This window comes from Pseudomonas sp. MT92 (assembly GCF_058792515.1).
In genome coordinates this window covers 320,028-333,259 of record NZ_JBXAFA010000002.1, presented here as the reverse complement: position 1 = coordinate 333,259, position 13,232 = coordinate 320,028, and the positions used below count along the sequence as shown (strand labels likewise).

The 13,232-nt window shown below is 61.7% G+C and carries 11 protein-coding genes and 2 pseudogenes; 6 read left to right on the top strand and 7 right to left on the bottom strand.

Features of this window, described 5'->3' with window-relative positions:
- The first annotated feature begins 79 nt into the window (after window positions 1-79).
- Window positions 80-1,000, top strand: coding sequence for a transcriptional regulator FeaR (feaR, locus tag AC1Q6D_RS04595; RefSeq protein ID WP_103405000.1), 921 nt, complete (start codon window positions 80-82; stop codon window positions 998-1,000).
- A 135-nt stretch (window positions 1,001-1,135) separates the two neighbouring features.
- Here feaR and AC1Q6D_RS04590 read toward each other — a convergent pair whose 3' ends face one another.
- Window positions 1,136-1,765, bottom strand: a complete 630-nt coding sequence (locus AC1Q6D_RS04590) for a response regulator transcription factor (RefSeq protein WP_103404999.1) — start codon at window positions 1,763-1,765, stop codon at window positions 1,136-1,138.
- A 261-nt stretch (window positions 1,766-2,026) separates the two neighbouring features.
- Here AC1Q6D_RS04590 and hpaC point away from each other — a divergent pair, with 261 nt between their 5' ends.
- Window positions 2,027-2,539, top strand: coding sequence for a 4-hydroxyphenylacetate 3-monooxygenase, reductase component (hpaC, locus tag AC1Q6D_RS04585; protein WP_103404998.1), 513 nt, complete (start codon window positions 2,027-2,029; stop codon window positions 2,537-2,539).
- Window positions 2,540-2,676: 137 nt separating this feature from the next.
- Here the strand turns inward: hpaC and AC1Q6D_RS04580 are convergent.
- The 3 genes and pseudogenes from AC1Q6D_RS04580 to AC1Q6D_RS04570 form a co-directional block, all read right to left on the bottom strand.
- Window positions 2,677-3,273 (bottom strand): annotated as a pseudogene (locus AC1Q6D_RS04580) (methyl-accepting chemotaxis protein); the annotation flags it as partial.
- A gap of 261 nt (window positions 3,274-3,534) precedes the next feature.
- Window positions 3,535-4,584: pseudogene (locus AC1Q6D_RS04575) on the bottom strand (methyl-accepting chemotaxis protein); the annotation flags it as partial.
- A gap of 365 nt (window positions 4,585-4,949) precedes the next feature.
- Complete coding sequence (locus tag AC1Q6D_RS04570; RefSeq protein ID WP_103404996.1) at window positions 4,950-6,272, bottom strand: alginate export family protein; 1,323 nt, start codon at window positions 6,270-6,272, stop codon at window positions 4,950-4,952.
- A 369-nt stretch (window positions 6,273-6,641) separates the two neighbouring features.
- Between AC1Q6D_RS04570 and AC1Q6D_RS04565 the strand changes: the two genes are divergently transcribed.
- Together AC1Q6D_RS04565 and AC1Q6D_RS04560 are read left to right on the top strand one after the other, a co-directional pair.
- On the top strand, window positions 6,642-7,031 hold the full coding sequence (locus AC1Q6D_RS04565; RefSeq protein ID WP_090462842.1) for a c-type cytochrome: 390 nt from the start codon (window positions 6,642-6,644) through the stop codon (window positions 7,029-7,031).
- A 60-nt stretch (window positions 7,032-7,091) separates the two neighbouring features.
- Window positions 7,092-8,582, top strand: coding sequence for an aldehyde dehydrogenase family protein (locus AC1Q6D_RS04560; RefSeq protein WP_103404995.1), 1,491 nt, complete (start codon window positions 7,092-7,094; stop codon window positions 8,580-8,582).
- Between the two features lie 30 nt (window positions 8,583-8,612).
- Here the strand turns inward: AC1Q6D_RS04560 and AC1Q6D_RS04555 are convergent, their stop codons facing one another.
- The 3 genes from AC1Q6D_RS04555 to AC1Q6D_RS04545 form a co-directional block, all read right to left on the bottom strand.
- Complete coding sequence (locus tag AC1Q6D_RS04555) at window positions 8,613-11,000, bottom strand: DUF3772 domain-containing protein (RefSeq protein WP_103404994.1); 2,388 nt, start codon at window positions 10,998-11,000, stop codon at window positions 8,613-8,615.
- A gap of 247 nt (window positions 11,001-11,247) precedes the next feature.
- On the bottom strand, window positions 11,248-11,499 hold the full coding sequence (grxC, locus tag AC1Q6D_RS04550; protein WP_103404993.1) for a glutaredoxin 3: 252 nt from the start codon (window positions 11,497-11,499) through the stop codon (window positions 11,248-11,250).
- A gap of 26 nt (window positions 11,500-11,525) precedes the next feature.
- Entirely contained in the window at window positions 11,526-12,044 is a 519-nt protein-coding gene (locus AC1Q6D_RS04545; RefSeq protein ID WP_103404992.1) for a carboxymuconolactone decarboxylase family protein, read from the bottom strand.
- 135 nt (window positions 12,045-12,179) lie between these two features.
- On the opposite strand from AC1Q6D_RS04545, the gene AC1Q6D_RS04540 reads away from it, so the two are divergent.
- Both AC1Q6D_RS04540 and AC1Q6D_RS04535 read left to right on the top strand, forming a co-directional pair.
- A complete protein-coding gene (locus tag AC1Q6D_RS04540; protein ID WP_103404991.1) occupies window positions 12,180-12,992 on the top strand; it encodes an AraC family transcriptional regulator in 813 nt (270 codons plus the stop codon).
- Between the two features lie 6 nt (window positions 12,993-12,998).
- Window positions 12,999-13,169, top strand: coding sequence for a DUF488 family protein, N3 subclade (locus tag AC1Q6D_RS04535; protein ID WP_146041507.1), 171 nt, complete (start codon window positions 12,999-13,001; stop codon window positions 13,167-13,169).
- The last annotated feature ends 63 nt before the right edge of the window (window positions 13,170-13,232 follow it).

The following is a 13,232-nucleotide window of genomic DNA, read 5'->3' as shown; positions in this document are numbered from 1 at the left end:
GCAGGAAGACGAAACACGTTTACCGAGCCGCTCGACGAAGCGGCCGGAAATAACAACAAAATAGTGAGGCTTTGCGGACATGATTACAGCATCGGCGGTGCGCAATGAGGCGTTCGAAAGTTGGTTGAGCCAGGTGAACCAGGCCTGTGGGCGCTTCGATGCCCGCGCGCTGGACACCGGTTTTTATGGCGAGCTGGCGGAGTTTCACAGCGGTGCGATCAAGCTCAGCGTTGTCGATATGGCGCACGTGCACCTGTATCGCACCAGCAAGGATGTGAGTGTCAGCAGCGACGGGCATTACTACGCAGTGTTCCAGATGCGCGGCAACTCGCAGCTGGAGCAGGGCGACAACCGCGCGCAACTGGGCTGTGGCGACATCGCCCTGATCGACGCCTGCCGCCCGAGCGACATGACCTACCACGAGGACTCCCGACAGCTGTCGCTGATCCTGCCGCGCCAGGTGGTTGAGCGCGGCTCGCATTTCACGGCGGTCAATTGCGCTACACGCATCGCCGCCAACAGTCCCCTGGCCGCAATGGCCAACAAACTGGTACTGGAAACTCGCCAGCAGGAAGGGCTGGACATGCAGCAAAGCGAAGCCGTGCTCGACGCTCTGGCCAGCCTGCTGTTGCCGGGCATCAGCGCTCACGACGGCGGTAGCGACGCCCATGAACGGCAGTTTCGCAAGATCATCGCCTTTATCGACCAGCACATCAGCGACGAAGAACTCTGCCCGGAACTGATTGCCCGCGAGGTGGGCGTGTCGGTGCGCGGCCTGTACCGCATGTTCTCCAAGCGCGGCCTGGTGGTGGCGCAGTACATCAAGCACCGGCGCCTGGATTTCTGTGCGCAAAACCTGCGGCGCAGTGATGTCGAGCAAAAGCTGTCGGCACTGTGTTACGCCTGGGGTTTCTCGGATTCGAGCTACTTCTCGTCAGCCTTCAAATCGCGCTTCGGCGTGTCGCCGGGTGCTTATCGCAAGCGCTATAGCCAGAACTGACTCGGCGTTATCGTTCATCGCTAGCAGGCTAGCTCCCACAGGGGTTCTGCGGTGCGCACAAATCCGGTGTTCACTGCAGACCCAATGTGGGAGCTAGCCTGCTAGCGATGGCGGCCTCATGACCGCCGCCATCCCTCAATGCCGCACCGGCTCATCCACCGGCAAATGCAGCACCTCGCGAACCAGCATGGCGATGCTGGTCACGCCCATCTTTTCCTTGATCTTGGTGCGGTGCACATCGACGGTTTTCACGCTGATGTTCAGCTCCCGGGCGATCACCTTGCTGGCCTTGCCGTCGATCACCAGCATCAACACTTCACGTTCGCGGCTGGTCAGCAGCGAAAGCTTGCCTTGCAGGTTGCGGCGCTGCTCCTGATCGGCCTGGGCGTGCACGGCGGTCTTCAGCGCTGCCTGGATACGGTCGATCATCTGCTGCGGGTTGTAGGGCTTCTCGACGAAGTCCAGCGCGCCATTCTTCATGGCATTGACTGACATCGGAATGTCGCCATGGGCCGAAACGAAGATGGTCGGCAAGGTGCTGCCGCGCTGGTTGAGGATTTCCTGTAGCTGAAAACCGCTGGTTTCCGGCATGCGCACGTCCAGCACCAGGCAGGCCGGTTGCTTGGGGTCGTATTGGTTGAGGAATTCTTCGGCGCCGGCAAAGCACTGCGCCTTCACGCAGACCGACTCCAGCAACCAGGCCAGCGACGTGCGCAGGTCTTTGTCGTCGTCAACGATGTAAACAATCGGTTTGCGGGTTTCCATCAGGGGCTGCCACGAGAGTTTCTAATTATTGTTTTCGCACGCGAGCACGCGCGGCGCTTTTTGGCTCATCGAGTCAGAGCCAATACGCAGAATACCCACTGTCACCGGTCATGACGATAAAGAAACCACCTAGTCGACTAGCGGAAAGCCCACCTCGGCATGGGGATCGTCAGAATGGTTGTGCCGTGTGCCGGGCCTTAGTCTTGTTCCATCACCTACGGGCCGCCGGATGGCGGTCCTCCCGAGAGGAGGGGCATCGACATGGCCGACCTGAGCCAGCAGCAAATCGACTTTCGCAACGCCATGGCGCAGCTGCCTGCGGCGGTGAACATCATCACCACCAACGGTCCTGGCGGCCGCTGCGGTATCACCGCCAGCGCCGTGTGCTCGGTGACGGATTCGCCGCCCACCGTGCTGGTGTGCGTCAACCGCAACAGCGCCACCCACGATGTGTTCCGCGCCAACGGCCACTTGTGCATCAACGTGCTGTGCGGTGAACAGGAAGAGCTGGCCCGCCACTTCGCCGGCATGACCAAAGTGCCGATGGCCGAGCGTTTCGCCTGGGACCTGTGGGACGACGGCGCCGCCGATGTGCCGGTGCTGCGCGATGCCCTGGTGCAGCTGGAAGGGCGAATCAGCGAGTGCAAGGAAGTGGGCTCGCACTCGGTGATGTTCGTCGAGCTGACGAAGGTGGGCGTGCGCGAACCACGGGACAGCCTGGTGTATTTCAACCGCCTGTTTCATCGCGTGGAGCATGCCGGGGCGCATTGCTGATCATCGCGCGTAAGCAAGCTCGCTCCCCCCCTGAATTTTGGCGTGACACAGATTCTGTGTTCACCCGTGAACCCTGTGGGAGCGAGCCGGCAACAGGCGGCGTTCCGACGATGACGGTCTGTCAGGCACCACCGATGTCAAATGCGGAAGCTGCCCACCAACTGATTCAGCCGCGCAGCCTGTTGTTCAAGCTCGGTGCAGGCCCGCAATGTCGACTGAAGATTCTCCACCCCTTGCTGGTTCAGGGTGTTGATCTGCGTGATGTCGACGTTCAAGGCTTCGACCACGGCGGTCTGTTCCTCGGTAGCGGCGGCGACGGATTGGTTGACGTTGTCGATCTCGCCGATGCGTAGTGTGACGCTGCCCAGGCGTGTGCCGGCGAGGTTGGCGATGTTGACGCTTTCTTCGCTGTGCTGCTGGCTTTCGGTCATGGTGATCACCGAGTCCCGTGCGCCTACTTGCAGCTCTTCGATCATCTGCTGGATCTCCAGCGCCGAGGCCTGGGTGCGTCCGGCCAGGCTGCGCACTTCGTCGGCGACCACCGCGAATCCACGGCCCGCTTCACCGGCTCGCGCCGCTTCGATCGCCGCGTTGAGCGCCAACAGATTGGTCTGCTGCGAGATGCCCTTGATCACTTCCAGGATCTGCCCGATGTTCACCGTCTTGTCGTTGAGCACCTCAATGTTGGCGCACGAGGCACTGATCTTGCCGGACAGTTCGTTCATCACTTCAATGGTGCGCTCCACCACCTGGCGACCGTCCTCGGCCTGTTGCCGCGCGGCGGAAGCCTGTTGCGAGGCATCGGAGGCGTTATGGGCGATTTCCTGGGCGGCGGCGCCTAGCTGATTGATCGCGGCGGCCACGCTGTTGGTGCGGGTGGACTGATCGTCGAAATTGCTCAGCGACGAATTGGACGCGTCCAGCACCCGTCGCGCCCCCTCGTTGACCCCCAGGGCCGCCGACGACACCTCGCGAATCGAGTGATGAATGCGTTCGACAAAGCGATTGAACGCGGTGGCCAACTGGCCGATCTCATCCCGGGATTGCACGGCCAGGCGACGGGTCAGGTCGCCTTCGCCGAGGGAGATGTCCTCCATGACCCGCGTCAACATTTGCAGGGGGCGGGTGATGCGTTGCGCGGTGTACCCGATCAACAGCAGGCCGAGCAGGGCCGAGCCGCCGCCCAGCAGCAGTTCCAGTGCGGTACTTTTTACGCCCTGGGCATCGAGTTGCTGTTGCAGGGCTGTCACCGGCGCCAGTAACACCTCCTGCGGCACACCCACCAGCACCCCCCACGGCGCAGCACTGGCAATCGGTGACAGCGGCTCCAGGACCTTGATCTGCTGCGTGTCGACAAACACCTTCGGCTGGCCCTGGCGCAACGCGTCCATGACCTCGGCATTGTCCATCGGTTGACCCAGGCGACTGACGTCTTGGCTGTTGGCGGAGATCACGCCGCGAGGGCTGACGATGCTGATCTGGCCGTGGCCGTCGAACAATTGCAGCGCACTGGCTTGACTGTTCTTCTGCAACGCGGCGAGGTTGATGTCGAGGCCGACGACGGCGATGACGTTGCCGTTTTCCAGCAGCGGGAAGGCGACGCTGGTCACCAGTTTGCGGCTGCCGGAGGCTTCGTCGAAGTAGGGCTCCAGAACGCACGCCTGACGGGTGTCGCGGGCACAGGTGTAGAAGGCGTTGTACGGTGCGCCGCTGGGGCCTGGCTCGGTGTTGGCGAGCAGGCCCTCGTCGCCGATCACCGCTTGCAGTTCGCCGGGTTTGCTTTGCACCCAGTAGAGCGAGAAGCGTCCGGTTTCGTTGCTGCCCAGCTCTGCCTGATTGGCGAAACCGGCGTCGGCACCGTCCAGGGCGTCCGGCTCGAAAATGACGTAAAGCCCGAGCAGGTCGGGCTTGTCGATCAGGGCCTGGTGAAGCTGGGTGTTCAGCGCCTGGCGAAGTTGTGGGCGGGTGAGGGTCCCTTGACGCTGGAGTTGCCTCAGATACAGCAAATACCGCGACAACCCCTGGCCAAATTCGTGGGTCTGCATGAAGGTGCGTTGCACCTGCATGGCCTGCACTTTGCCCAAGGCCTGCATGTGTTCCCTGGCCGCGTCGGCGAGCATTTTGCCGCTGGCCTCGGCCACTTGCTGGCTGCTCTGGTGAGTCTGGTACAGCGACAGCCCCATCAGCAAACCCACCACCAACAGCAGGCAGAGGCCGGCGAGCAGGGTGATTTTGCTCTGGATCGTGAGGAATATTTTCTGCATGGGAAATGCCTTTTTCCTGGTGGCGAAACCGATCCCCTGTAGGAGCGAGCCTGCTCGCGATGGACGTCAACGATGACGCGGGCTGTCTGAATGCCCGTGGTGCTCGGGCCTCCATCGCGAGCAGGCTCGCTCCTACAAGGTTCGCGTCAGAACGTCGTGGCGAAAATCACCTGGCTATAGAGATTCCTGTCGTTGTTGCCCAGTTGCGTACCGCCCTGATCGGCACTTTTGTCCGGCTGGAACAGGCCAATCAGTGGCATCACCGTGAGGTGATCGTTGAGGTGCCACTCGGCGTACAGGTCCACTTCGTGGCCATCGGTGTTGCCCAGGTCGCGGTCGATGGTGTCGTAATTGAAGTACATCGCGCCGACGTTCAGGTTCTCCAGCGGCGAGACGGTGAACTTGAGTTGCTGGATGCGCGAGTTGCTGTTGAACGGGCCGGCGTAGTTGCCCGCCACTTCACCCTGGAACCAGGTGCCAAAGCCGCGGCTGAAACCGTAGAACAGGGTGTCGTAGCCTTCCGAGAAACGGCTGTAGCGGTAGCTGGCATAGGGCTTCCAAGGCGCGTCGGAAAACGTCCAGCCGGCTTCCAGGTACCAGGCGTCTTCGTTGGCGGCGTGGGGTTTGTCCTGCTTGGCATATTCGCCGGAGAGGAACAGGTCCTTGACCCCGGCATTGCCCGTCGCGCGCAGGCTGTAGGTTTTCATGCCGTCGCGCTCCAGTTGCGCCGGGGAGGCGTACTGTTTGTCGACGTTGGTGGTGTCGATATAGGTCAGGCCGACGGTGCCGGCGTCGGCCACGTGTTCCAGGGTGCCGACGTACATTTCGGCCTTGGCCTGGGCGCGGTTGTCGGATTTGAGCCACATCAGGTCGCCCCGCCAGCCTTCCTTGCCACCGATACGCAACACGGCGGTTTCGTCGAACGCCTTGCGCGCGGCCAGCCAATAGGCGCCGCCGCGATTGAACTCGCCGTCGGCCAGGCCTTTGCCCATGTTCAGCGCGTCACCATCGATCAGAAAACCGTCGCCAACCACGATGTTCTGGCGGCCGAACGACAGGTCGATGCCGTCCGCGCCCAGGACCGGAAACAGATTGCCCGAGCGCCAGCCGAGGTAGGCGTCCTCAAACTTGGTGGTGCGTTCCGTACCGTCGCTGAAGCCGGCGGCATCGCCGTCGCCCCAGGTGCCGGAACTGAGCAGATTCGCCGCGCCGTAAGCAGTGCCGGCACCGGCCAGGCCCTTGTCGAAACTCAGGCCGTACTTGATGTAACCCTCACGCCACGACGACGAACCTTCATCGAGACGGCCCGACAGGGCGTAGTTTTCCTGGCTGTGGAAAAGGCCGAAAACCGCTTCCAGGGTGGCGTTCAGGTGACTGTCGCTATCGGCGTAGAGTTCATAGGCTCCGGCCTGACCTGCGCTGATCATCAGCGCGAGGGTAGAGAGTCGAAGCAAGGGGGACTTGAGCATGGCGTGACATCCGTTCTTGTTCTTGAGCGCAGGTTTGCGGTCTTTTTAGATACTAAGGTCCGGATTTCTTTTGCCCTTTTGCCTGTTTGCCAATTAGTTGGTTGTGCTTGCCAGATTGCATGGCGAGGGTGATTGCATGGGTTTTTGCTGCTTCATTTCCCTGTGGGAGCAGGCTCGCTCCTGCAGCAAAAGCAAACGTGCATCCGAGCGATTTGGCAGAACCGCCAACACGACTGGCACGCAGGGCAAAACCTGCGAATCACCGACCACCGACAATCCTGATCAACCTGCCGGGGCACCGTTGTCCCGGCACTTTCAGAGTTGGCGTTCGCCTGCTGGCGAATGCGCGGATTTTCAAGGTCGTTTCCTATGTTTACCTCCCTGCGTTTGCCTCTTTTCGGATTGTTGTCGTTGGCCCTGGCCCAGGCGGCGCTGGCGGCCGATTGCGCCCCCGATCAACGCCACGGCGCCGAGGTGTTTGCCAATGAATGCGGGGTTTGCCATTCGGTGACCAAAGGCGCGACCGGCATGATGGGGCCGAACCTGGCGGGTGTGGTCGGGCGCAAGTCCGGCTCGCTGGAGGGCTTCAGCTACTCGCAAGCCATGCGCAACAAAAACATCGACTGGCAAGCCGAGAACATCGCGCAACTGATCACCCAGCCTCAGGCCTACGTGCCTGGCACCTACATGCCTTACATGGGCCTGGCTTCGGCGGACGATCGCCAGGCGGTCGTGTGCTTCCTCAAAGAACAACACTAAGCGGCCGGTTTCCTGGCTGATCCAACCTTCACACCGAACGGTTTTATTGAAAGGTGAATTATGAGCAACGTTGAAATCCTGCCGCAGGTGGCTGCATTTATCGAACGCCGCCACGGCTGCTTCATTGACGGTCAGTGGGTGTTTGCCAAGGGCGACAGCATTGCCGTGGTCAACCCGGCCACCGGGCAGACCCTCTGCGAAACCCTCGATGCGCCGCCCGAAATCGTCGAGCGTGCCGTGCAGTCGTCGCACAAGGCATTCAAGTCCGGGGTCTGGTCGGCACTGCGTCCGGCGGATCGCGAGCGCATCCTGCTCAACTTCACCCGCCTGGTGGAGGAGCACGCCGAAGAGCTGGCGCAACTGGAAACCCTGAGCCAGGGCAAGTCGATCAACATGGCCCGCGCCCTGGACCTGAACGCCACTGTGGAATTCATGCGCTACATGTCCGGCTGGGCGACCAAGATCGAAGGGCAGACCTTCGACGTGTCGATCCCGTTGCCACCGGGTGCCAGGTTCACCGCCTTCACCAAGCGTGAGCCGGTGGGTGTGGTGGTCGGTATCGTGCCGTGGAACTTCCCGCTGCTGATCGCCGCCTGGAAACTGATGCCGGCGCTGGCCACCGGTTGCACGGTGATCATCAAGCCGGCCATGGAAACCCCGCTGACCGCCATGCGTCTGGCGGAGCTCGCGCTGGAGGCCGGCATTCCGGCAGGCGTGTTCAACGTCGTGACCGGTGGCGGTGCCTCGGTCGGTGGTGTGCTGACCCAGCATCCGCTGGTGAGCAAGGTCTCGTTCACCGGTTCTACCGCCGTTGGCAAAAGCGTCGGCGTGGCGTGCATGGCCAACATGACGCGTTTCTCCCTGGAACTGGGCGGCAAGAACCCGATGATCGTGCTCGCCGATGCCGACATCGAAAAAGCCGTGCAAGGGGCGATCCTCGGTGGCCTGCTGAACAATGGTCAGGTGTGTGCCGCCGCCTCGCGTTTCTACGTGCACCGCTCGATCCACGACCGATTCGTCGAAGCCCTGGCGGCGGCGGTGTCGGCCATGCCGATGGGCGCGGGCATGAACTGTGATGCGGCGATCAACCCGCTGGTGTCGCGCAAGCAGCAGCAAAGCGTGCTCAAGCACATCGAACTGGCCCGTCAGGAAGGCGCCCGCGTGGTCTCGGGTGGCGAACGGGTCGAAGGCGACGGCTTCTACGTCCAGCCGACGATCCTCGCCGACATCGACCACAGCATGGCCGTGGCCCGTGATGAAGTGTTCGGCCCGGTGCTGGGCGTGATGCCGTTCGACGATGAGGATGCCGTGATCGAACTGGCCAACGACAACCGCTATGGCCTGGCCGCCAGCCTGTGGACCAACGACCTGAGCAAAGCCATGAACCTGGTGCCGCGCATCGAAGCCGGTACGGTCTGGGTCAACGCCCACGTGCTGCTCGACCCGGCGATGCCGTTCGGCGGGGTCAAGCAATCGGGCATGGGCCGTGAGTTTGGGCGTGCGGTGATCGAGGCTTTTACCGAGCTTAAATCCGTGTGTATTGCGCATTGATGCAAGGGTCGCCTGCGGCGTGATCGGGTATCACGCCGCCGGTGGCGGTTTCGCCAGTTCGATCCCGGCGGCGCCCAGTCGCTTGAGTATCTCAAACAGCAGTTCGCTCTTGATCGAGCCGACCGTGCGTGGGCTGGCGACGTAACCGGTGATCGTCAGCGTGATGCCTTCAGGTTTCAATTGGCTGAAACGCACGAAGGGCATCGGTTTTTCCAGGATGGATTCGTGCTCGCAGAAGGTCTCGTACAGCAGGTTGCGCACCTGCTCCGGGTCGATGTCCAGCGGGAAGGTCAGTTCAAGTATCGCCACGCCTTGGGCGCTGCCGCCCAAGGTGACGTTGCGCAGGTTCTGCGAAATCAGCTGCGAGTTCGGCACGATGACAATCGAGCGGTCAGCCAGTTGTATTTCGGTGGCCCGCACATTGATCCGGCGGATATCGCCTTCAACCCCGCTGATGCTGATCAGGTCGCCGACCTTCACCGGGCGTTCGGTGAGCAGAATCAGGCCGGAGACGAAGTTCTTCACGATCTCTTGAAGACCGAAGCCGATCCCCACGGACAAGGCGCTGACGATCCACGCCAGGTTGGTCCACTTGACCCCCAGCGACGACAGCATGAGCAGGATCACCAGGGCATAGCCGATGTTGGAAAACAGTGTGCTGAGTGAGGCGCACATGCCCGGGTCCATTTCCGTTTTCGGCAGCAACTCGTTGTCCAGCCAGCGGCTCAGGGTCCGCACCAGATACATGCCGATCAGCAGCGCCAGCAGGCCGTGCAGCAGATTGGCCGGGACAATGTTCAGTTTACGCAGGCCGTCACCGCCAAGCATCGCCAGGGTGTTGTTTGCCAGTTGGCCGAGGGTCGAGCCCACGCCACCCACCAGCAGCGAGATGAAAGCGATCAGCAACAGGGCGGCACGACCGACGCCAGACAAAATGACCGAGATCTGCTCCAGGCGCGTATCGCCAATACCGAGTAACTGCTTGAGCGTTTTGCCCGTGGGTTGCCGAGGTGAAAACAGGTACTCGCAGCTGTCCTTGAGCAGCTGTATCAGCAAATAGAAACCGGCAAAAATGATGAACAACCAGACCAGTTCGTAAGTGATGAAGCGCGACAGCGACACGTAGCCAATGAGCAGGGCGAACAGCGAGGCCACGGTCGCGATGCTGGCGAAGGCATACACCACGCCAGCCAGCGTCCGGCCCGCCTCAGGCGCAGCGCCGGCCACCACCATGGCGCGCCGGGTTCTGTTGACCCGTAACAGAATCGAACCGATCAAGGTTGAGATGATAAGTGCGACCAATCCACGGACCGTGATCACGACCTCGGTGCTCATGCCGGTGGCATTGGTCATCTGGGCCAATGACACGGCCACCAGCAAGACGGCCGCCAATCGCCGGGGATAGGGTTTGATCGCCAGTGCCACCTCGTCGGCAATGGCCGGCAGTCGCCATGATGGATGTTGGGTGGACAACAGCGCACGGCTCAAACCGGTGATCATCACGCAGGTGTAGACGATTTTTTCGAATTCCTCGGAAAACCCTGCCAGTTGCGGTGTCAACGGCAGTTCGCGGGTGAGGGCAAAAAACAGTACACGCAGGGCGATACCGGCGGTCAGCACCGTGGCGACGACCGACGCGAGCGCGAGGGCGCTGCGGCGCAGTCGTCCCTCGGGCATGCGGTGAATGCACAACCAGGTCAGTCCGCGTTCGGCGAGCCGACGGCCCAGGCCCCACAGGACCACGGCGAGTATCACGAGTACGCTGGTCAAGAGGCGCTTGCCCGGTTGCCAGACCGAATGCAGCGTGTTGCCCGCTTGCTGTATGAATTCGATCAGCCGTTGCCGGTCGTCGGCAGGTGGATCGAATAGCGGGACCCAAAACCAGGGATTGAGGATGCTCCGGTTGCGTTGGGTCACTTCGGTTTCCAGCAGGCTGCGCCGGATCACAGCAATCTGGGTGAGCAATTCGGCAGCACTGGCTTTGATCGCCGCCAGGGTTCCAAGTTTGTAATCGACCTTGTTCTTTTGTTCTGTGAGCGCAGCCCTTTGGCTGGCGATATCGGACTCCTCCAGCGTGGCCTCGGCCAGCGGAGCAGGGCTCAGCACCCCCAGTTGGGACTTTAATTGCGCTTGGTCGGGCAACAACAGTGCCGACAGGCGATCAGCCTCCTTGATCAGCGCCTGAACCAAGTCCTGCGGGGCTTCCAGTTGGTTGTAATTGCTGACCTGAGAGACCTGTTGTTTGAGGCTGTTGAGTTGGCCTTGCAGCGCCTCCAGATCACTGTCGGACACCCTGGCAACAGCGCTGCTCGCGCCGGCGCCCGGGACATCGAGCATGGGCGCCGCCGACAGCATCGCGCCGCTTGACGCCAATAGCACGAAAACGATGAATATCACGGACTTCAAGGCATTGCGCATAGGCGTGCTCGATGGGTGATGAGTCATTTAGCCTATGAGGTTAGGTCATGACGCGCACGTTAGAGCGTTGTTTGGTCGGATGCGCTGGGCGATGCCCGGTATCGCGCTTGTGTGGCGAGGGAGCTTGCGCCCGCTGGACTGCATCGCAGTCCCCGTTTTTGGGGCCGCTGAGCAGCCCAACGGGACGGTGCGGCGTTCCGGCAAGCGCCCTCGCCACAGGGTGGTGTTGGGCCTGGACCGTTCAGGCTCAAGCCAGCATCGACATCAAGCCGCCCTGGCGATCCAGTTTGGCCAGGTCGTCGAAGCCGCCGATATGCGTGTCGCCGATGAAAATCTGCGGCACGCTGCGCCGGCCACTGCGGCTGAGCATTTCTTCGAGTTTGCCCGGCTGGGTCTGAATGTTGATTTCCTGCAGGGTGATGCCTTTGCTGGCCAGCAGTGACTTGGCACTGCGGCAGTAAGGGCAGGTGTCGGTGGTGTACAGGGTCACGGTGTTCATGGTCGGTTCTCCGTTCTTGAAGTGGCTCAGGCATCGATGGCCGGGAAGTCGATATCGGTCAGCGCGACGTTGTTCAGGTAGTTGGTCAGCGTCTGCGAAGCCACATGGGCAATCACTTCGATGATCTTGCCGTCGTCGAGACCGGCGGCGCGTGCCGCTGCTATCTGCTCGCTGCTCAGGTGTCCACGACTTTCAGTGATTTGCTGTGCCAGCAGGGCATAGGCGTCGAGCTTGCCGTCACGGGCGCTCAGGATGTCCTGGCTGGACAGACCGGCCTTGCCGGCAAACAGCGTGTGGGCCGCCAGGCAGTAGTCGCAACCGTTGACCTGTGACGTGGCAAGGAAGATGGCTTCCTTTTGCGTTGCGCTCAGGGACGTCTTGCCCAATGCTGCCGAGTTCTGCACGTAGGAGGTGAGCACGGCAGGGGCGTGGGCCAGGACTCTGAAAACGTTGGGCAGGAAGCCGATTTTCTTTTGCACGCCTCCCAGTAGCGGGCGGGTGGCGTCGGTGGCGTGTTCGAGGCTGACAGGGGAAATGCGGGTCATGATGATTCTCCGAGGATTCTAGCGCGACAGGCGCTGGGTACGGAGTTCATGCTAAAGACCTGGGCTGGTCTATTGGGTGCAAATCGTCGACGATATGCAACAGATCGTCCAGAACTGCCTTCGGGAGCCCCCCTCATGGATCGCTTGTCCACGTTGCTCACGCATTTCGGCGTCAATGCCGGCACCTTTCACAGCGGCACGTTTTGCGGCACCTCGGCTTTCGATGGCAGCCAGACGTGCGGTCATCTGCATTTGCTGCAGGCCGGGGAGGTCGTGCTGAAACTGGCCGATGAGCGGGAGCTGAAGATCACCGAGCCGACGCTGATCTTTTTCCCCCGGCCTTACCGTCACCGCTTATCCGCCACGCAAGCATCGGCCACGCAGTTGGTTTGTGCCTCGCTGAACTTCGATGGCGGCTCGGGCAATGCCCTCGCCGGCGCGCTGCCGGATTACATGGTGCTGAAACTCGATGAAATCCCGACCCTGGCCAGCACCCTGGAATGGCTGTTCAACGAGGCTTTTGACGGCACCTGCGGGCGTGAAGCCGTCATGGACCGCTTGTTCGAGCTGCTGGTGATTCTGTTGCTGCGGCACATTCTGAGCAGCCGCAATCAACAGCCGGGCATGATGGCCGGTCTTGCCGATTCGCGTCTGGCACGCCCCCTGAACCTTATGCACGAGGCCCCCGGCAAGGCCTGGAGCGTGGCGGAACTGTCGGTGGCGGCCAACATGTCGCGGGCCAGTTTCGCCGAGCATTTTCGGCGGGTGGTCGGGCAGACGCCGGTGGATTATCTGGTGAGCTGGCGCATCAGCCTGGCGCAGAAACGCTTGCGCGAGGGCAAGCCCATTGCCCTGATCGCCGAAGAGGTCGGTTACGAAAGCCCCTCGGCTTTGGCTCGGGCGTTTCGGCGCAAGACCGGGGTGAGCCCGCGGGAATGGAGGGGGTAAACGCTGATGATCCAGTGCAAGCCTGTCGACGAGCCTGTCGCCGCCGAAGATGGACGACGTGTCCTGGTCGACCGGCTATGGCCGCACAATTGGCCCAAGGCCACAGCTTCTTTGCACGCCTGGCTGCCCGACCTTGCCCCCGCGATCGATCTGCCCCCCACGCCGGACAGCCATTAAAAAAAGCAGCCCTCAGGCACCGATAACATCGTTTCTCGGGGGCGCGGCTTTTCAATATATTGG

Excerpts from the sequence above, each read along its gene's own strand:
- AC1Q6D_RS04545 (WP_103404992.1), bottom strand. The coding sequence starts at position 12,044 with ATGACCCGCATTTCCCCTGTCAGCCTCGAACACGCCACCGACGCCACC.
- AC1Q6D_RS04570 (WP_103404996.1), bottom strand. The coding sequence starts at position 6,272 with ATGCTCAAGTCCCCCTTGCTTCGACTCTCTACCCTCGCGCTGATGATC.
- AC1Q6D_RS04560 (WP_103404995.1), top strand. The coding sequence starts at position 7,092 with ATGAGCAACGTTGAAATCCTGCCGCAGGTGGCTGCATTTATCGAACGC.
- AC1Q6D_RS04535 (WP_146041507.1), top strand. The coding sequence starts at position 12,999 with ATGATCCAGTGCAAGCCTGTCGACGAGCCTGTCGCCGCCGAAGATGGA.
- AC1Q6D_RS04540 (WP_103404991.1), top strand. The coding sequence starts at position 12,180 with ATGGATCGCTTGTCCACGTTGCTCACGCATTTCGGCGTCAATGCCGGC.
- hpaC (WP_103404998.1), top strand. The coding sequence starts at position 2,027 with ATGGCCGACCTGAGCCAGCAGCAAATCGACTTTCGCAACGCCATGGCG.
- AC1Q6D_RS04555 (WP_103404994.1), bottom strand. The coding sequence starts at position 11,000 with ATGCGCAATGCCTTGAAGTCCGTGATATTCATCGTTTTCGTGCTATTG.
- AC1Q6D_RS04590 (WP_103404999.1), bottom strand. The coding sequence starts at position 1,765 with ATGGAAACCCGCAAACCGATTGTTTACATCGTTGACGACGACAAAGAC.
- feaR (WP_103405000.1), top strand. The coding sequence starts at position 80 with ATGATTACAGCATCGGCGGTGCGCAATGAGGCGTTCGAAAGTTGGTTG.
- AC1Q6D_RS04565 (WP_090462842.1), top strand. The coding sequence starts at position 6,642 with ATGTTTACCTCCCTGCGTTTGCCTCTTTTCGGATTGTTGTCGTTGGCC.
- grxC (WP_103404993.1), bottom strand. The coding sequence starts at position 11,499 with ATGAACACCGTGACCCTGTACACCACCGACACCTGCCCTTACTGCCGC.